The sequence below is a fragment of the Thiomonas sp. FB-6 genome (genome assembly GCF_000377645.1).
In the GTDB taxonomy this organism is placed as follows: Bacteria; Pseudomonadota; Gammaproteobacteria; order Burkholderiales; family Burkholderiaceae_C; genus Thiomonas_A.
Genome location: NZ_KB898488.1, coordinates 17,102 through 34,657 on the forward strand (window position 1 = coordinate 17,102; position 17,556 = coordinate 34,657).

Sequence of the window (17,556 nt, forward strand, 5' to 3'; positions counted from 1 at the left end):
GCCGGGCTTTCCCGATCCATTGAGCAATTCCCGTGCTAGCGCCCGGGCGCGCCGCCGCATGCTTGCGCAAGTGTCCGATTCCGCACGGAAAAATCCCCGCCGAAGCGGAGTCCGCGCGGCGCGGCAGGCATTGCGTCGTATGACGCGGGCCGCGATTTCGTCGCTTTGCGGCGACAGCGTGGACCCGGCCTTGTCTCGGAAGCGCGCAAACGCGAGCTGGCGCCCTGTCGCCATGCGGCGACAGAGCCGGAAACCGGCCCCCGGCCGGGGCTCGCGGCTCAGCCGCGGCTGACGCCGTAGCGGGCCCGGTAGTCGGCCACCTCGGGCAGCCAGCGTGCCAGTTCGGGGTCGCGCGCGGCGTCGAGCACGGCCAGCAGCGCGTCCAGGTCGGCGATGGCCACCACCGGCAGGTGGTGTTCGCTCTGCGCGTGCTGCACGGCCGAATGGGGCAGGGTGCTGCCGGCCACCGCGGCCTTCTCCTGGCGGTCCAGCGCGATCAGCACGGCGGCCGGCTGGGCGCCGGCGCCGCGCAGCAGGCGCACCGATTCGCCCACCGCGGTGCCGGCGGAGATCACGTCGTCGACGATCACCACGCGCCCCTGCACCGGCGCGCCGATCAGGTTGCCGCCCTCGCCGTGGTCCTTGGCTTCCTTGCGGTTGTAGGCGAAGCCCACGTTGCGCCCGCGGCGCGCCAGTTCCACGGACAGCGCCGCCGCCAGGGCGATGCCCTTGTAGGCCGGGCCGAACAGCATGTCGAACTCGATGCCGCTGGCCAGCAGCGCATCGGCGTAGAAGCCGGCCAGGCGACCCAGGCGCTCGCCGTCGTTGAACAGGCCCGCGTTGAAGAAATACGGGGTCTGGCGCCCGGCCTTGGTGACGAAGGAGCCGAAGCGGATGACTCCGCTGTCGACGGCGAAACGGACGAATTCCTTGGCGAGGCTGCTGGGTTCGGACATGGCGGCGATGGGCGGGGGCGGGGGCGTGGATGGGCAGGGCGGGCTCGGCAGCGGGGCCGCGCGCGGGCTCGGCAGCGCCCCTGCACGGGCGCGAGCGCCCGCTATGCTACGGCCTGCCCGCCACCCCGCGCATCGGCGGGAATCGGCCGTGGCGCCTGTCCCCGATGCCCATGCCCGTGTCCGCCTCCCGACGCCAGCCACCTTCCGCCACCACGCTGCGCGCGGTGTTCGCCAACCGCGGCGTCGCTTCCATGCTGTTCCTGGGCTTTTCTTCGGGGCTGCCGCTGGCCCTGAGCTCGGGCACGCTGCAGGCCTGGCTGACGGTGCGCGGGGCCAGCCTGCAGGCCATCGGCCTGGCCACGCTGATCGGCCAGGCCTACGTGTTCAAGTTCCTGTGGGCGCCGCTGATGGACCGCGTGGAACTGCCCGGCCTGGCCGGGCGCCTGGGGCGCCGGCGTGCCTGGCTGCTGCCGCTGCAGGCGGGCCTGGCCTTGCTGCTGGGGGCCATGGCCTGGTCGGGCATTCCGGAGGGCACGGCGTTGCCGTCGTGGCTGAGCGCACTCACCGGGACCCTGCCCGCCGCGCAGGCCCGGCTGCTGCCGGTGGTGGTGCTGGCGGTGGCGCTGGCCTTCGTGTCGGCCTCGCAGGACGTGGTCATCGACGCCTACCGCACCGATCTGCTGCCGCCGGAGCAGCGCGGCGCCGGCGCGGCGGTGATCGTGCTGGGCTACCGCCTGGGCATGGTGGTGTCCGGCGGCCTGGCGCTGTGGCTGGCCGCCGAGTGGCTGGGCTGGCGCGGCATGTACGCGGCCATGGGCGCGGTGATGGCCCTGTGCATGCTGGCCACGCTGTGGGCGCCGCGGCCTCCGGCGGGGCTGCCGGCGCCGTCCACGCTGCGCGAGGCGGTGCTGGAGCCGGCGCGGGAGTTCTTCGGGCGTCCGCAGGCGGTGGCGCTGCTGGTGGCCATCGTGCTCTACAAGCTCGGCGACGCCTTCGCCGGGGCCTTGTCGACCACCTTCCTGATCCGCGGCGCCGGCTACAGCCCGGCGCAGGTGGGACTGGTCTACAAGAGCATGGGCCTGCTGGCCACCATCGCCGGCGCGCTGCTGGGCGGCGCCTGGCTGGCGCGCCTGGGGCTGTGGCGCTCGCTGATGGTGTTCGGGCTGGCCCAGGGCCTGTCGAACCTGGCCTACTGGGGCCTGGCGGTGCTTCCGGCCTCGCTGCCGCTGATGGCCGGCGCCGTGGGGGTGGAGAATTTCACGGCGGGCATGGGCACGGCGGCCTTCGTGGCCTTCCTGTCGGCGCTGTGCGACACGCGCTACTCGGCCACGCAGTTCGCGCTGCTGTCGGCGCTGTCGGCGGTGGGGCGGGTGTACGTGGGCCCGCTGAGCGGCTACCTGGCGCTGCACCTGGGCTGGCCCGGTTTCTACCTGTTCAGCGTGGCCAGCGCGGCGCCCGGACTGCTCATGCTGCTGGCGCTGCGCCGCCTGATCGAGCAGCGCGACCAGCCACCGGGCGCGGCCGCCTGATCTGCGGGCACGCGCGGCGGCGGCGCGGCGCCCGCCCGCTGCCTATACTGCGGTCGATGAGATCGGACTTCTCCCCCGACAAGGCCTTGCGCCTGGCGCGCGAAACCCTGCAGATCGAAGCCGCCGCGGTGCAGGCGCTGGCCGACCGCGTCGAACGCGAACCCCTGGCCTCGGCCTTCGCGCAGGCCGTGCGCAGCCTGCTGGAATGCAAGGGCCGGGTGGTCGTCTCCGGCATGGGCAAGAGCGGGCACGTGGCGCGCAAGCTGGCCGCCACGCTGGCTTCCACCGGAACCCCGGCGTATTTCGTGCATCCGGCCGAGGCCAGCCACGGCGACCTCGGCATGGTCACCGAGCAGGACGTGTTCATCGCCATGTCCAACTCCGGCGAGGTGGAGGAGCTCACCCGCATCGTGCCCCTGGTCAAGCGCATGGGCACGCGCCTGATCTCCATCACCGGACGGGCCGATTCCACGCTGGCGCGCTACGCGGACATCCACCTGGATTGCGCCGTCGAGCGCGAGGCCTGCCCGCTGCGCCTGGCGCCCACCACCAGCACCACCGCGCAACTCGCGCTGGGCGACGCGCTGGCGGTGGCGGTGCTGGACGCACGCGGCTTCGGCGCCGAGGACTTCGCGCGCACCCATCCCGGCGGCGCGCTGGGGCGCCGGCTGCTGACCCACGTGGCCGACGTCATGCGCGTCGGCGAGCGCGTGCCGCGCGTGAGGGAGAGCGCTTCCTTCTCCGAGGCCTTGCTGGAGATGACTCGCAAGGGCCTGGGCATGACCGCCGTGGTCGACGCGCAGCAGCGCCTGCGCGGCGTGATCACCGACGGCGACCTGCGCCGCCTGGTCGAGCGCGGGGTCGACCTGCGCAGCCTCAGCGCCGGCGAGGCGATGCACCCGAAGCCGCGCACCATCGGCGCCCAGGCGCTGGCGGTGGAGGCGGTGCAGAGCATGGAGCGCCACCGCATCAGCCAGATGCTGGTGGTCGACGAACACGAGCAGGTGATCGGCGCGCTGCACATGCACGACCTGTTCGACGCCAAGGTGGTCTGAGTGGCCGTGAACGAATCCGCTCCTTTCGACGTCGCCCCGCGGGCCGCCTTCGACCCCGACATCCTGCTGCGCGCCCAGCCGGTGCGCGTGCTGCTGCTGGACGTGGACGGCGTGCTCACGCCCGGCGACCTGCTGGTGGGAGCCGACGGCGAGCAGCTCAAGCGCTTCAGCACCCTGGACGGCCACGGCCTGAAGCTGCTGGCCTCCTGCGGCGTGCGCCCGGCGGTGGTGTCGGGGCGCGACAGCCCGGCCCTGCGCGCGCGCCTGCGCGAGCTCGGCCTGCTGGAGCACGCCGTGCTCGGGCGCAGCCACAAGCTGCCGGGCGCCGAGGGTGTGTTGCGCGAGCTGGGCGTGGACTGGGAGCAGGCGGCCGTGATCGGCGACGACTGGCCCGACCTGCCGCTGCTGGCGCGCGCGCGCCTGGCGGCCTGCCCGCCGCAGTCCCACCCCGAGGTGCTGGCCCGGGTGCATTACCGCACGCGCGCCGGCGGCGGGCAGGGCGCGGTACGCGAACTCTGCGACCTGCTGCTGTGCGCGCAGGGCGCCTACGCCGCCCTGCTGGAGCAGGCGGTGCGCGGGGAGTGAGCGCCATGACGCCGCCGCGGCCGGCCAGGCCCCCGCGCGGCAGGCGCGCGCGCCCGGACCTGTTCCTGTGGTGGCGCCGCGTGTCCAGCATGCTGCCGCTGGCGATGATGCTGCTGCTGGCCGGCTTCAGCGCCTGGGTGGCGCGCGAGGCGCTGCTGGCCATCCACCGCGGCGGCAGCTCTGCCGCCGCCCCGCAGAAGCCCGACTATTTCCTGCGGGACTTCCAGACCCGCAATTTCGACAGCCTGGGGCATTCCAGCGCGGAACTCAGCGGCGCCGCCATGGAACACATTCCCGGCAACCAGACGGTGCGCATCGTGCAGCCGCGCCTGCGCGTGCACGACGCCCAGGGCGCGGTGACCCTGGCCAGCGCCGACGTGGGGCTGAGCAATGCCGACGGCAGCAACGTGCAGTTGTACGGCCAGGCCGTGCTGCGGCGCGAGGCGCCGAAGGCGCAGACCATCACCGTGCGCAGCACCTTCCTCAACGTGTTCCCGCAGGAGCGGCGCATCCGATCCAACCGCCCCAGCACCGTGCGCCAGGGCGACTCGGAGTTCTCGGGCGGTGACCTGCAGATGAACGGTCTGGACGGCACCTTCAGCATGCACGGCGCCGTGCGCGGCAGCCTGCGCCAGGGGGCGGCGCCGTGACGGCCGCCGGCGCGGCGCGCGGCGAGGCCTCGGTGGCGGTGATCACCGGCGCTTCCAGCGGCATCGGCGCGGCGCTGGCCCAGGCCTACGCCGCGCGCGGCTGGCGCGTGGTGCTGGTCGGACGCCGCGGCAGCGCGCTGGACGCCACCGCCATGGCCTGCGCGCAGGCGCAGGGCCTGCAGGTGGTGGACCCGGCGCGCCTGCGCCTGATCAGCCTCGACCTGCGCGACCGGCAGGCCTGGTGCGAGCACGCGGTGCGCCTGCTGCAGGACTGGGGCTGCCCGCAGGTGGTGGTGGCCGCGGCCGGCATCAGCCACGGCGTCGACCTCTCCCACGGCCCGGACCTGCAGGTGGCCGGCGAGATCATGCACAGCAACTGGCTGGCGGCGCTGGCCACGCTGTCGCCGTTCATCGCCCCGATGCGGGCGCGCGGTTCGGGCACGCTGGCGGCCATCGCCAGCGTCGCCGGGGTGCGCGGGCTGCCCGGGCATGCCGCCTACAGCGCCAGCAAGGCGGCGCTGATCCATTCGCTGGAGAGCCTGCGCGTGGAATTGCGCGGCAGCGGGGTGCGCGTGGTCACGGTCAGCCCCGGCTTCATCGCCACGCCGATGACGGCCGGCAACCCCTTCCCCATGCCCTTCCTGCTGGACGCCCACGCCTTCGCGCGGCGTGCCCTGCGCGCCATCGACCGCGGCCGCGCCTACGCCACCATCCCCTGGCCCATGGCCGTGCTGAGCAAGCTGATGCACGTGCTGCCGCGCGCCTTGTGGGACCGCGTGGCGCGCCTGCAGGGGCGCAAGCCGCGCCGCGCGCCGGAGGACGATCCGTCCTGAGCTTGCGCCGAGCCCGCCGGGCTCAGCCGGCCTGCCCGGCCGCGTCGGTTCTGTCGGTCTCGCCGATCTCGTCGAGCTCGCTGTGCACGCCCAGCGCGACCAGGAAGCGCGAGACCATGTTGTAGCTGGCCACGACCCCCACCAGTTCCACCAGTTCCTGCCGCGGGAACTGGGCGGCGGCGGCGGCGAATTCCGGCTGCGCGGGGCGTACGTCGCGGGTCATGCCCCGGGTCAGGCCGAGCACCGCGCGTTCGCGCGCATCGAAGCGCGCCTCGTCGCGGCTGGCGGCGTCCACGTCGTCCAGCGCGTCGAGCTGCTGCTGCGTGCCGCCCGCGGCGAGGAACTCGGGAGCGTGCTGCTCGAACTCGTAGGCGGCGCCGTTGAGCCGGGCCACCGCGCAGATGGCCAGCTCGCGCAGCCGCGCGTCGAGCCGCAGGCGCGTGCGCACCGCCCCCAGCAGCGCGTTCCAGCCCGCCGCGAATTCCGGGCTGTACAGCAGCATGCGGTCGAGCTTGAGCAGGTCCCCGCCGCGCCGCCGGCGGATCGCCGCCACCAGCTCGGCGGGGTCGGCCAGGTCGGCGGGCAGGTAGGGAATGCGCGGCATGGTCGTCGGGGCTCCTGGAACGGGGAGGGAGGTTGGCGCACGCAGCGTACCGTAGCTAGGCAGGCTGTTGAAGTACCGGAGGGGGCCGCGCGTCGCGCGAGCCGGGGGCTTGAAGCCGGCTCCGCGCCGCCCCATATACCTAGCGGAGTACATGCCGCCGGCCCAGGCGCCGGCATCCTCGTTTCGCGGGAGTCACCATGCACGTCGTCTGCCCCCATTGCTCGGCCATCAACCGCGTTCCGGAGGAACGCTTGCAGCAGCACCCCCAATGCGGAAGCTGCCACCAGGCGCTGTTCGGGCCCGAGCCCCTGGCCCTGGGCGATGCCGATTTCGAGCGTTTCGTCGCGCGCAGCGAGTTGCCGCTGCTGGTGGACTTCTGGGCGCCGTGGTGCGGCCCTTGCCGCACGATGGCGCCGCAGTTCGAGCAGGCCGCGCAGTTGCTGCAGGGGCGCGCCGTGCTGGCCAAGGTGAATTCCGACGACAACCCGCAGGCTTCGGTGCGCCATCGGATCCGCAGCATTCCCACCTTGCTGCTTTTTCGCAACGGTCAGGAAGTACGCCGTCACAGCGGCGCGATGCCCGCACGAGAGATCGTGCGCTGGGCGGGGTTGTAACCAGTCGTGACGTCTCGGGGTCTGTTGACCCTGGTCAAGCGCCGGGACCTGGGTGGTTCCCTAGCATGAGTTGCAAGGGGGTTTTTCCCCTGCTCGTGCCCAAAGGGGGCCATCATGACAAGAAATCTCGCTCTCGCTTCACCGCGGCCGCCGCACGGCGGACCGCTTGCCACCTCGCGGGCCCGCCTGTCGCTGGCCCGCATGTCGCTGACCCGCGTGCGCGGCCTGCTCCAGGGTCTCGGCGCCCTGGCCTTCGTCGGCCTGACGGCCGCGCCGGCGCATGCCGTGCCGGCCTTCGCGCGCCAGACCGGCCAGGACTGCGTGGCCTGCCACGTCGGCGGCTTCGGCCCGCAGCTCACGCCCTTCGGCCGCGCCTTCAAGCTCGGCGGCTACACCCTGAAGGGCGGCAGCGCCAAGCACGACATCCCGCTGTCGGCGATGCTCGTGGCCTCCTACACCCACACCACGGCCGACAACAGCGCGCCGCCGGCCGGTTTCAGCGCCAACGACAACGTCACCGCGCTGCAACAGGCTTCCGTGTTCCTGGCGGGGCGCCTGAGCGACCACGTGGGCGTGCTGGCCCAGGCCACCTATTCGGATCCGGGCTCGCAGAACATCGCGCTGGACAACTCCGACCTGCGCTTCGCCAACGAGTACAAGATTGGCTCCACCAGCGGCATCTTCGGCGTCTCGCTGAACAACAACCCGACGGTGTCCGACGTGTGGAACACCGTGCCGGCCTGGCAGTTCGGCTTCATGACCAGCCCCTTCGGCGCGGGCTACGGGCAGACCCCGATCATCGAGGACCTGGGCGGGCACGTGCTCGGCGCTACGGTCTACACCCTGGTCGACAACCACTGGTACGGCGAACTGGGCCTGTACCACCAGATGTCCAACTGGTGGGGCAACCGGTTGCACGCGGGCGGTTCGGCCGATCCGCTCAACGACGCGGCCGGCGTGAACGGGGACCTGGTCGCGGGCGGCGGCATGGTCACGGGTTATGCCCCGTACTGGCGCTTCAACTACTCCAACTCGGTGGGTTCGAACAGCTATGAGTTCGGCGTGCTGGGAATGCAGACCAAGCTGAATCCGCAGAACCCCAACGGCGACCCCACGATCAGCGGCAACGGGCCCGACGAGACCTACAAGGATCTTGGCGTCGACGCCAGCTACCAGTACTTCGGCGACACCGGGATCTGGTCGGTCAACGGGCTGTACATGCACGAGCGCCAGGACTTCACGCAGAGCTACTCGACCGGGGCGACGTCGAACAACAGCGACACCCTCAACGCGATGAACGTGAACGCGGCCTACTGGTACCAGAACACCTACGGCGCCACGATCCAGTTCTTCAACGTCACCGGCAGCACCGATCCGAACCTTTACAACCCCAACACCAACGCGCAGACTTCGGGCGTGACCTGGGAGTTCGATTGGAATCCCTTCGGCAAGAGCTGGGTGGACCCGGAGAAGAACCTGCGGCTTGGGGTGCAGTACACCACGTACAACAAGTTCGCCGGATCCTCGCAAGGGGCCAGCTCGAACAACAGTCTGTACGTCTACGTCTGGACGGCCATCTGAGTCCGGCCGCGGGCTTCGGCCCGCGGCCTGGCGCCGTGCCACGACCCTGGAGATCGACATGAACGCGGTGCGAGACCTCTACTTGGCCCAGGCCTTCGAGCATGGCGAACCCGAGCGCCACAGCTACGTGGTCGCGGTGGGAAGCCTGGAGTCCGTGCAACGCCTGGCGCGCAGCGAGCACGCACGCCGGCAGGGCGAGTACGGCATCGCCATCTACGAGGTCGAGCCCGACGTGCCCATGCAGCAGCATCCGCTGCTGGTCGACTACCTGGGCTCCGTCATGGGCGAGCGCTGGGTGGCCCAGGCGACGGCCCAGGCCGCTTCCGCGGCCTGAGCCTTCAACCCGGGCGGTGCTGCTTCATCGTGTCGGCGCCCTTGCCGGGCGCGCGGCTTTCCTCGTCGCGGATCCTGCGCAGGAAGAACAGCACGAAGAACACGCCCATGCCGAGCATGAAGACGAATACGCCCACGGTCATCCATCCGTAATCGGTGGTGAGCAGGGTGGTCCACGCCGATTGCATCGCATTTCTCCTGGTGTCATGGCTCGCGCGGGAATCGCGCAGACTGCGGTAGCAGCCTAGGCAAGCGGGAGCTCGGAGGTGTTGACCCCGCGCAAGGGCTGCGCGGCCGGCCGCGGCGCGCACGCGCGAAGGGCTCTTGCGTACTCGCGCCAGAAGGCGGGGTCCTGCGCATGGGCGAAGTTCAGGCGCATGCGCGTGCTGGGGCCTGCCTCCGGGTCGAACAGGCGCCCGGGCGCGATCAGATAGCCCCGGTCGTGCAGGCATAGCGCGAGCCCTTCGGTGTCGACGCCGGTGTCGACCCAGCCGAACAAGCCGCGCGGCGGGAAATCGAAGCGGCAGCCATGCTGGCGCGCGGCCTGCACGGCCTGGCGGCGGGCGCGGGCCAGGCGCTCGCGCAGCGCCGCGGCCTGGCGCGGCACCGCGCCGCGCTCGAACAGCAGCGCCAGCGCCCGTTCCGTGAGCGTGGGCGAGGCCAGCCCGGCGAGCAGCTTGGATTCGCGCAGGCGCTCGGCCAGGAAGTCCGGCGCGGCGACGAAGCCCACGCGCCAGCCGGGGGCCAGCAGTTGGGACAGGCTTCCCAACAACAGCGTGCGCCGCAGTCCGTCCATGGCCGACAGCAGCGGCGGGCCGCGCTCGCACAGCGGGGCGTAGACGTCGTCCTCGGCGATCAGGAAATCATGCTCGCGCGCCAGTTCCAGCAACTGGTGCGCGCAGCCGGTGGCGATGTCGCCGCCGGTGGGGTTGTGCAGGCGGGTGGACACCAGCATCAGGCGCGGTCGGCGGGTGCGCGCCCAGTGCAGCACCTGCTGCAGGTCCGGCCCCTGCGGCCCGCGAGGAACGGGCAGCAGGCACAGGCCCTGGCGCGCCAGTTGGGCGAAGGCCAGCGGCGGGCCGGGCCGCTCGACCATCACGGCATCGCCCGGGCGCAGCAGGCTGCGCGCCACCAGGTCCAGCGCCTGCGTCGAGCCGTTGCACAGCAACAGGTGCGAGGGCGCGGCCGGCACGTCCTGCTCGGCGAGCAGGCGCGCCAGTTGCGCGCGCAGGCGCGGATCGCCCTCGGTGCAGCCGAAGGCCTGCACGGAGTCGTCCTCGCGCAGCAGGCGGCGCAAGGCCTGCGCCAGCGGCGTGGCCTGCAGCCAGTCGGCGGGCAGGCTGCCGCAGCCGGGCATGGCGCGCGCGCCCGCGGCTTCGTCCCCCCGGGCCAGCACGGCGCGCAGCAGCGCGACCGCACGGGTCGGCGGCGGCGCGCGCCGGGCCGGCGCATCGCCCGGCTGCCGTGCGGCGCCGGCCTCGCCGCCCGAGTGCGTGGCGCACCCGGGCGCGGCGCGCACGAAAAAACCCTGGCGCGCGCGTGCCTCCACCAGGCCTTGCGCCTGCAGCAGGTCGTAGGCGGCCACCACCGTCTGCGGGTTCACGCCATGTTCGCGCGCGCAGGCGCGCACCGAGGCCAGGCGGGTTCCCGGGGGCATGGCCTGCAGGCGGATCTGCTCGCGCAGGCGCTGGGCAAGCTGCAGGTGCAGGGCCTGCGCCGCGGCGCCGCGCTGCCAGGTGTGTGACATGGTGGAAGGACCCGCACAGCAAACTGAGACGGGCCGGCATCTGTGTTGGTGGGGGCGCAGTGTCCGATCTAGGCTGAACCTGTGTCAAATTGCGACCACACGGTGCGTCCGGGTTCTCCGGGCGCGTCCGCGGGGGCGCAGCCAGCCGGAGGTTCCGCATGTTCCAGTCCCCCCCCATTCCCCCGATGGCACAGCGCGCGGCGCTGCTCGAGGCCGGCGAGGGCCGGGAGTCGCCGGCGTGGCCCGGCGAGGCCGAGGCCTTCCCCGTGGAGGCCGTGAGCCGGGCGATGCGCCGCGTGCTGGCGCGCAGGGCGCGCGAGGCCTTGCAGTACGGCCCCGCCGAGGGCCTCGAAGGCCTGCGCGAGTGGGTGTGCGCGCATCTGGCCGGGCAGGGCCTGCGCCTGCGGCCCTCGCAGGTGCTGATCAGTTCCGGTTCCCGCCACGCGCTCGACCTGCTGGGCAGGGTGCTGCTCGATCCCGCCAGTCCGCTGCTGGTGCAGCGCCCGACCCGCCTGGGTGCCTTGCGCGCCTTTCGGCCCTATGCCGCGCGCCTGGTCGGCCTGCGCTGCGACGAGCAGGGTCCCGCGCCCGAGGCGCTGGCCGATGCCTTGCCGGGCGCGCGCATGGCCTACCTGCAGACGCGCTTCGCCGACCCCACCGGGCTGGCCGTGCCCGAGGCTCGCGCGCGGGAACTGGCGGACTTGCTGGCCGGCTCGCGTTGCTGGCTGGTCGAAGACCAGACCTACGGCGAGCTGTGGCTGGACACGCCGCCGGCCCCGGGCCTGCTGGCACGCGGCGTGGAGCACGGCGTGCTCGTCGGCAGCTTCTCCCCCCTCGTGTTCCCGGGGCTGCGCCTGGGCTGGGTGGCCGGGCATCCGAGCCTGATCGCCAGGCTCGCCCAGGCACGCCGCGCCGCCGAGCTGCAGCCGGGCAGCCTGAGCCAATGGGTGCTGCTGGAAATGCTGCGCGAGGGTTTCGTCGAGCGTCACCTGCCCGCGTTGCGCGAGCGCTGCCGCGAACGCCGCGACGCGGTGCTCGAGGCCTTGCGGCGCCACATGCCCGAAGGCGTGGCGTGGACCCGCCCGCAGGGCGGCGCCCACCTCTGGCTGCGCCTGCCTGATGGCGTGGACGCAGCCGAACTGCTCGCGCCGGCCGGGCGCGAAGGCCTGCCGCTGCTGCCCGGCCGGGCCTTCGACGCCGGCGCCGGCGGATGCGCCAGTTTCGGCGAATGCAGCCAATGCCGCTTCGCCGAGGATCCGCAAGGGGCCGCGCCCACGCGCCACGCGCTGCGCCTGAGTTTCGCCGCCTTGGCGCCGCGAGCGGCCGAGCCCTGCGCGGCGCGCCTGGCGCAACTGCTGCGCGGGCAGGCGCCCGCAGCGTGGCGACCCCGCGAGCCTGCCACGGTGCGGGACGCGCCCCGCCTTTCCCTGGTGCGCCCGCATCCCATGAGGCCCGCATGAAGCGCCCGTCAGGCGCGGGCGCCGCCGCGGGGTTTTGCAGCGCCCGCGCCGCACTCCGGGGGCCTGCGCACTTGCCTGGCGCCCGAGGGGCTATAAGATGCGCGCACGGGGCCTGTCCGGGCGGTTGTTCGCGGGCGGGCGCCGAGCAGGGCCGCCGCGCGCGCCCGGACCGCGATCCGGGCGGCGGGCGGCGACCACCTCAGGCATCTCACGGAGTACAAGACATGGCAACTGCTGCAAAACCGGCCCCCGCGAAAAAGGCCGCCGCCAAACCCGCCCGGACGCCGAACGCGGCGTTCATGAAGCCGCTGACGCCCAGCCCGCAGCTCGCCGCGGTGGTCGGCGCGGCCCCGCTGCCCCGCACCGAGGTGGTCAAGAAGGTGTGGGAGCACATCAAGGCCGCCAAGCTGCAGGACGCGGCCAACAAGCGCATGATCAACGCCGACGACAAGCTGCGCGCGGTGTTCGGCAAGGCGCAGGTCACCATGTTCGAGATGACCAAGCTGATCAACGCCCACCTGAAGTAATCCGGGCGCCTCGCGCGCGGCCCGGCGCCGCGCGCCGCCCCCGCACCGCGCAAGGCGGCGCGGCGGCGTAAAATGCCCGCTCTCGGCCTCACGGGCGCGGCCTTCGCGCACGTGGGCGCAAAGGCAAGGGGTTTGCGATGCGAGCATCGAACAAGAGTCTGTGGGGCGCGATCGCCGGCGTGGTGCTGGTCGCGGCGGCCGCGCTGCTGGCCTGGAACGCCTTCGGGCGTGATCCGAAAGCCCCCAGCGTCGACTACCACCTGGTCGGCGGCAACACGCTGAGTTCCGCGAACCTGCGCGGCAAGGTCGTGCTGGTCGAGTTCTGGGCCACCAGCTGCACCACCTGCGTGGCCGACATGCGCAACATGGTGCGCACCTACGACGCCTTCGCGCCCAAGGGCTTCGACCTGGTCGCGGTGTCGATGTACTACGACAACCCGCAGTACGTGGAGAACTTCACCCGTTCCGGCCCGGTGGGCAAGTTGCCCTTCCCGGTGGCGATGGACCGCTCCGGCGACGTCGCCAAGGCCTTCGGCGACGTACGCCTGACCCCGACCAGTTTCCTCATCGACCGTTCCGGGCGCATCGTCAAGCAATATGTCGGCCCGCCGAACATGGACGAACTGCACGCGATGATCGGGCAGTTGTTGCAGCGACAGGCCTGAAGGCGCGATTGCGCGGCGAGCACCACCGAGCCGCGATCGTGAATCCCCGCCGCGTGCCCGATCCGCACAGAGACCGCATGACCCATGCCAGAAATCCGGGGAAACCCGAATTCTCGCGCTAGGATGGAAGGTATGGTCGCCTCTTTCCATCCGGGCTCCCCCATGGTCGACGGCAAGGCAAGCCTTTCCGACGCACCGGGTCCCGGGCGCGCATCGTCCACCGCGCTGTTCGCGCGGGATGCCGCAGCCGGTGTCGCCCACGCGGACGAGCAGGCGATGCGGCGCGCGCTGGCCCGGCCGGCGCAGACCCTCCCCGGCGGCTTCCTGCTGCGCAGCCTGGGCCTGCAGTCCTACCTGCCCACGTGGCGCGCGATGCGCGCCTTCACCGATGCGCGCGGCCCCGACACGCCGGACGAGATCTGGCTGCTCGAGCACCTGCCCGTGTACACCCTCGGACAGGCCGCCGACCCCTCCCACGTGCTCGACCCGGGCGCCATCCCCGTGGTGCCCACCGATCGCGGCGGCCAGGTCAGCTACCACGGCCCCGGCCAGGCGGTGATCTATTGCCTGTTCGACCTGCGGCGTCGCCGCTGGATGGTGCGCGAGACCGTGCAGCGCCTGGAAGAGGCGGTGATCCGTACGCTGGCCCGCCACGGCGTGGTCGGCCTGCGCCGCCCCAGCGCACCGGGCGTGTACGTCGGCGCCCCCCATGCGCGTGCCGGCGCCAAGGTCTCGGCGCTGGGCCTGAAGGTGCGCAACGGCTGCACCTACCACGGCGTGTCCATCAACGTCGACATGGACCTGCGCCCCTTCCAGGGCATCAACCCCTGCGGCTACCGCGGCCTGGAAAGCGTCGATCTGGCCACGCTGGGCGTGCACGCGCTGCCCGACGCGGTGGCCATGTGTTTCGCCACCGAACTGGCGATGCTCGCCGAGGACCTGGAGCACGCGCAAGCCGCGGGCCCCTGCGCCGGCGGCCCACCCCCTACCCGAAGCTCATGAGCCAAGCCATCGATCCGCGCCAGAAGCAAAAAGGCGAATCCAAGACCGCGCGCATTCCCATCAAGATCGTCTCCGACGCGCCGGCGCTGAAAAAGCCGCAGTGGATCCGCGTGAAGGCGCCGCCCGCATCGTCGCGCTTCAACGAGATCAAGGGCATCCTGCGCGAACAGTCGCTGGTCACCGTGTGCGAGGAAGCCAGTTGCCCGAACATCGGCGAGTGCTTCGGGCACGGCACCGCGACCTTCATGATCATGGGGGACAAGTGCACCCGGCGCTGCCCCTTCTGCGACGTCGGCCACGGCCGCCCCGATCCGCTGGATGCGCAGGAGCCGCAGCGCCTGGCCGACACCATCGCCCGGCTGCGCCTGCGCTACGTGGTGGTCACCAGCGTCGACCGCGACGACCTGCGCGACGGCGGCGCCCAGCATTTCGTGGGCTGCATCCGCGCCATCCGCGAGCGCTCCCCGGCCACGCAGATCGAGGTGCTGGTGCCGGATTTCCGCGGGCGCCTGGAGCGTGCGCTGGAAGTGTTCGAGGCCGCGCCCCCCGACGTGATGAACCACAACCTCGAAACCGTGCCGCGCCTGTACCGTCAGGCCCGTCCCGGCGCCGACTACGCGCATTCGCTCAAGCTGCTGCAGCAGTTCAAGCAGGCGCATCCGCAGGTGCCCACCAAGAGCGGCCTGATGGTCGGCCTGGGCGAGACCGACGAGGAAATCGTGCAGGTCATGCGCGACCTGCGCGAGCACCAGGTGGACATGCTCACCGTGGGCCAGTACCTGGCCCCCAGCAACCACCATCTGCCGGTGCTGCGCTACGTCGACCCGGACGGCTTCGCGGCGCTGGAACGCGAGGCCCAGGCCCTGGGCTTCAGCCACGCCGCGGTCGGCCCGATGGTGCGCTCCAGCTACCACGCCGACGCCCAGGCGCGCGAAGCGGGGGTCTGAGCCCCTGGCGCTACGGGCCCGAGGTCGTAGCGCAAACGGGAAGGACCTGGCGATCCATGCACGCTGCAGTCGTCTCGCGGCTCGCGGCACGTCCCGGGACAATGAGCAGCGGCTGAGCCGGCTTGCGCCGAGACATCGTGTTGCTCGATCGTCCGTCGCGTTCTAGCGAGACCTCCGCCACTCTCTGCATCGACTGCAGCGCAGCTCAGTTCGGCAGGGCGGATAAGGAGTAGAGCAAGGCAACGCGTTGTTTCCAACCGCGATGCGGCCTTGCTATCTGCCTAACACGCACTCCTACTCAGTCCCGGGGATGATCGGATTTGACGGTGGCATCGCTCTCTAGCAGGGAGCCGGCGTCGCTCCGCGCGCCGGTAGCGCCGGCTCAGCCCCCGGAGCCGGCGCAGCCCTGGCAGAAGACCTCCGCCAGGGCCTCGAACACCGCGGGTGTGCGTTCCAGGCGGGCGATGGTTCGAGCGCCCTCGAGGGCGGCTGCCAATGCGGCCGCGGTCGCGGTGGCGCGCGCCGGCGCGAAGCCGCAGGCCCCGAAATGCTCGGCCATGATCCGCGTCGAGTCCGCGAAGCCGCGGGCGATGCGGGCGGTCAGCGCGGGGTCGAGGGCGGCCAGTTCGTTCGCCAGGTTCTGCATCAGGCATCCGTACTGGAAATCCGAGTCGACCATTTCCTGCGCGAAGGCGCCGAAGACCCGGCGGATGAATCCGGGGGCATCGCCCGCCGTGCCGGCGGACAGACTGCGCAACACGGCCATTCGGCCGGCGACGTAGTCATCGATGGCTTCTTCCGCGAGTTGAGCCTTGCCGCGGGGAAAGTGAAAGTAGAACGATCCCTTCGGGGCTCCGCTTTGTTCAAGGATCTGGGTCAACCCGGTCGCCGCGTAGCCCTGGATGCGGAACAGCTTCACGGCGGCGGCGATGGCGCGGGCGCGGGCGTCGGACTTGCGTGTCATGGCAGGAACGTAGCACGCCGGCTCGGCGGCCCCCACGAGGCTGGACGGGACGCGGCGACGGGCTTTGACAGAGCTATGGTGATCGACATACTATGGCAATCACCATAGTCGTTCGCCGGTGTGCCACTCCGGGCGCGCCCGCGCCGGGACGACCCCGCGCAATCCCCCGAAAGGAACCGCCTTGTCCACTTCGTCCTATGGCGCAGGAACCCTTGCGCCGGGTGTCCGCTCGCGCATGCTTGAGGGAGTCAACGGCCTCGACGTCCATGTGCTCGAGGCTGGCTACGAGGGCCGCGACCGTCCGCTCGCGCTGCTCCTGCACGGTTTTCCGGATCTGGCCTACGGCTGGCGCCGCCTGATGCCCATCCTGGCCGAGGCCGGCTACCACGTGGTGGCGCCCGACCTGCGCGGCTACGGCCGCACCACCGGCTGGGTGAACGCCTACGACACTGCGCTGGCGCCCTTCGGCTTCCTGAACCTTGCGCGCGACGCGATCGGGCTGGTTTGCGCCCTGGGCTACCGGCGCACGGCCTTGCTGGTCGGGCACGACCTGGGCTCGCCGGTGGCGGCCTATTGCGCGCTGGCCCGGCCCGACGTCTTCGCCTCGGTGGTGCTGATGAGCGCGCCCTTCCCCGGGCCGCCGGCCTTCGCCTTCGACATCGCGCAAGGCGAGGTGCCGTCAGGATCACCCAGGGACGCGCAGCGGGAATTGGCGGCCGCGCTGGCGGCGCTGGATCCGCCGAGGGTGCACTATCAACAGTATCTGGGCAGCCGATCGGCGAACGAGGACATGTGGCATCCCCCGCAAGGCCTGCATGCCTTCCTGCGGGCCTTCTTCCACGTCAAGAGCGGAGACTGGCCGGGAAATCAGCCGCATCCCCTGAAGGCGCCGACCGCCTCGGAATTCGCGCGAATGCCCGCCTATTACCTGATGGAACTCGGCAGGACCATGCCCGAGACCGTCGCGCCCCTCCTGCCTTGCGCCGACCGGATCCGGGACTGCCCATGGCTCACCGAGGCGGAACTCGGCGTGTATGCGGAGGAATTCGCCCGCACCGGCTTTCAGGGCGCGTTGCAGGCCTACCGCGTGCTGGCCGACCCCGAACTCAACGCCGAATTGCGCCTGTTCTCGGGCAAGACCCTCGACGTGCCCTCCCTGTTCATCGGCGCAAGCCGCGACTGGGGCACCCACGCGGCGCCGGGCGCCTTGGAGCGCATGAGGACCCAGGCCGCGCCGGCCATGGCGGGCACGGAGATGATCGAGGGCGCCGGCCACTGGATCCAGCAGGAGCGCCCGGCTGAACTGGCCAGGCTCCTGCTCGCCTTCGCCAGGCAGGCGGGCAGGGCTTCGCTGCGCCCGTGAGGCTGCACGCGCGGGCCCGGTCCGGTAGCGCCGGGGGCGTCGCGCCGCCCGCGCTACAGTGGGAGCCACGGCATCGTCTCGGCACCGTGCCGTTCGCGACACGGCTGCCTCGAGGCGGTCTCGCGCGACCGCGCGCGTCCC

19 protein-coding genes are annotated in these 17,556 nt (G+C 72.0%); 14 read left to right on the forward strand and 5 right to left on the reverse strand.

Annotated features, from left to right (window positions below; translation table 11 throughout):
• Positions 1-278: 278 nt before the first annotated feature.
• Positions 279-956 carry an orotate phosphoribosyltransferase gene (gene pyrE, locus D466_RS0113335; protein WP_018914212.1) on the reverse strand — a complete coding sequence of 226 codons (678 nt, stop codon included), beginning with the start codon at positions 954-956 and terminating at the stop codon, positions 279-281.
• A 164-nt stretch (positions 957-1,120) separates the two neighbouring features.
• Here pyrE and D466_RS0113340 point away from each other — a divergent pair, with 164 nt between their 5' ends.
• From D466_RS0113340 to D466_RS0113360, 5 genes are read left to right on the forward strand one after another with little or no spacing between them, the layout of a single operon-like run.
• Positions 1,121-2,485, forward strand: a complete 1,365-nt coding sequence (locus D466_RS0113340; protein ID WP_018914213.1) for an MFS transporter — start codon at positions 1,121-1,123, stop codon at positions 2,483-2,485.
• Positions 2,486-2,541: 56 nt separating this feature from the next.
• Entirely contained in the window at positions 2,542-3,540 is a 999-nt protein-coding gene (locus D466_RS0113345) for an SIS domain-containing protein (protein ID WP_026285245.1), read from the forward strand.
• Positions 3,541-4,125: a hypothetical protein gene (locus D466_RS0113350; protein WP_018914215.1), complete on the forward strand. Its 585-nt coding sequence runs from the start codon at positions 3,541-3,543 to the stop codon at positions 4,123-4,125. It abuts the gene before it with no gap.
• A gap of 5 nt (positions 4,126-4,130) precedes the next feature.
• Complete coding sequence (gene lptC, locus D466_RS0113355; protein ID WP_018914216.1) at positions 4,131-4,775, forward strand: LPS export ABC transporter periplasmic protein LptC; 645 nt, start codon at positions 4,131-4,133, stop codon at positions 4,773-4,775.
• The gene (locus tag D466_RS0113360; protein WP_018914217.1) at positions 4,772-5,608 is read left to right on the forward strand and encodes an SDR family oxidoreductase; all 837 of its coding nucleotides are present in this window, start codon (positions 4,772-4,774) and stop codon (positions 5,606-5,608) included. Before lptC ends, D466_RS0113360 begins: the two co-directional genes overlap by 4 nt.
• 22 nt (positions 5,609-5,630) lie before the next feature.
• On the opposite strand, the gene D466_RS21770 is transcribed toward D466_RS0113360, so the two are convergent.
• A complete protein-coding gene (locus D466_RS21770; RefSeq protein WP_018914218.1) occupies positions 5,631-6,212 on the reverse strand; it encodes a carboxymuconolactone decarboxylase family protein in 582 nt (193 codons plus the stop codon).
• A 197-nt stretch (positions 6,213-6,409) separates the two neighbouring features.
• On the opposite strand from D466_RS21770, the gene trxC reads away from it, so the two are divergent.
• The 3 genes from trxC to D466_RS21775 all read left to right on the forward strand — a co-directional run bounded on the left by trxC (position 6,410) and on the right by D466_RS21775 (position 8,741).
• On the forward strand, positions 6,410-6,826 hold the full coding sequence (gene trxC, locus D466_RS0113370; RefSeq protein ID WP_018914219.1) for a thioredoxin TrxC: 417 nt from the start codon (positions 6,410-6,412) through the stop codon (positions 6,824-6,826).
• A 201-nt stretch (positions 6,827-7,027) separates the two neighbouring features.
• Positions 7,028-8,407: a hypothetical protein gene (locus D466_RS0113375; RefSeq protein WP_018914220.1), complete on the forward strand. Its 1,380-nt coding sequence runs from the start codon at positions 7,028-7,030 to the stop codon at positions 8,405-8,407.
• A gap of 58 nt (positions 8,408-8,465) precedes the next feature.
• Positions 8,466-8,741: a hypothetical protein gene (locus D466_RS21775; RefSeq protein ID WP_018914221.1), complete on the forward strand. Its 276-nt coding sequence runs from the start codon at positions 8,466-8,468 to the stop codon at positions 8,739-8,741.
• Between the two features lie 4 nt (positions 8,742-8,745).
• On the opposite strand, the gene D466_RS0113385 is transcribed toward D466_RS21775, so the two are convergent.
• Positions 8,746-8,928, reverse strand: coding sequence for a DUF3149 domain-containing protein (locus D466_RS0113385; protein WP_018914222.1), 183 nt, complete (start codon positions 8,926-8,928; stop codon positions 8,746-8,748).
• A 56-nt stretch (positions 8,929-8,984) separates the two neighbouring features.
• The gene (locus tag D466_RS21780) at positions 8,985-10,487 is read right to left on the reverse strand and encodes a PLP-dependent aminotransferase family protein (RefSeq protein WP_018914223.1); all 1,503 of its coding nucleotides are present in this window, start codon (positions 10,485-10,487) and stop codon (positions 8,985-8,987) included.
• 158 nt (positions 10,488-10,645) lie between these two features.
• Between D466_RS21780 and D466_RS21785 the strand changes: the two genes are divergently transcribed.
• The 5 genes from D466_RS21785 (at position 10,646) to lipA (ending at position 15,088) form a co-directional block, all read left to right on the forward strand.
• Positions 10,646-11,947, forward strand: coding sequence for a PLP-dependent aminotransferase family protein (locus tag D466_RS21785; protein ID WP_081629955.1), 1,302 nt, complete (start codon positions 10,646-10,648; stop codon positions 11,945-11,947).
• The gene (locus D466_RS24810) at positions 11,944-12,474 is read left to right on the forward strand and encodes an SWIB/MDM2 domain-containing protein (RefSeq protein WP_231385727.1); all 531 of its coding nucleotides are present in this window, start codon (positions 11,944-11,946) and stop codon (positions 12,472-12,474) included. Before D466_RS21785 ends, D466_RS24810 begins: the two co-directional genes overlap by 4 nt.
• 137 nt (positions 12,475-12,611) lie before the next feature.
• Positions 12,612-13,139, forward strand: coding sequence for a peroxiredoxin (locus tag D466_RS0113405; RefSeq protein ID WP_018914226.1), 528 nt, complete (start codon positions 12,612-12,614; stop codon positions 13,137-13,139).
• A gap of 276 nt (positions 13,140-13,415) precedes the next feature.
• Positions 13,416-14,141, forward strand: a complete 726-nt coding sequence (gene lipB, locus D466_RS21790) for a lipoyl(octanoyl) transferase LipB (RefSeq protein ID WP_051083758.1) — start codon at positions 13,416-13,418, stop codon at positions 14,139-14,141.
• Positions 14,138-15,088: a lipoyl synthase gene (gene lipA, locus D466_RS0113415; RefSeq protein WP_018914228.1), complete on the forward strand. Its 951-nt coding sequence runs from the start codon at positions 14,138-14,140 to the stop codon at positions 15,086-15,088. The genes lipB and lipA overlap by 4 nt, the downstream gene beginning before the upstream one ends.
• A 382-nt stretch (positions 15,089-15,470) precedes the next feature.
• Here lipA and D466_RS0113420 read toward each other — a convergent pair whose 3' ends face one another.
• Positions 15,471-16,052: a TetR/AcrR family transcriptional regulator gene (locus D466_RS0113420; RefSeq protein WP_018914229.1), complete on the reverse strand. Its 582-nt coding sequence runs from the start codon at positions 16,050-16,052 to the stop codon at positions 15,471-15,473.
• Between the two features lie 235 nt (positions 16,053-16,287).
• Here D466_RS0113420 and D466_RS0113425 point away from each other — a divergent pair, with 235 nt between their 5' ends.
• Entirely contained in the window at positions 16,288-17,415 is a 1,128-nt protein-coding gene (locus D466_RS0113425) for an alpha/beta fold hydrolase (protein ID WP_018914230.1), read from the forward strand.
• Positions 17,416-17,556: the final 141 nt, after the last annotated feature.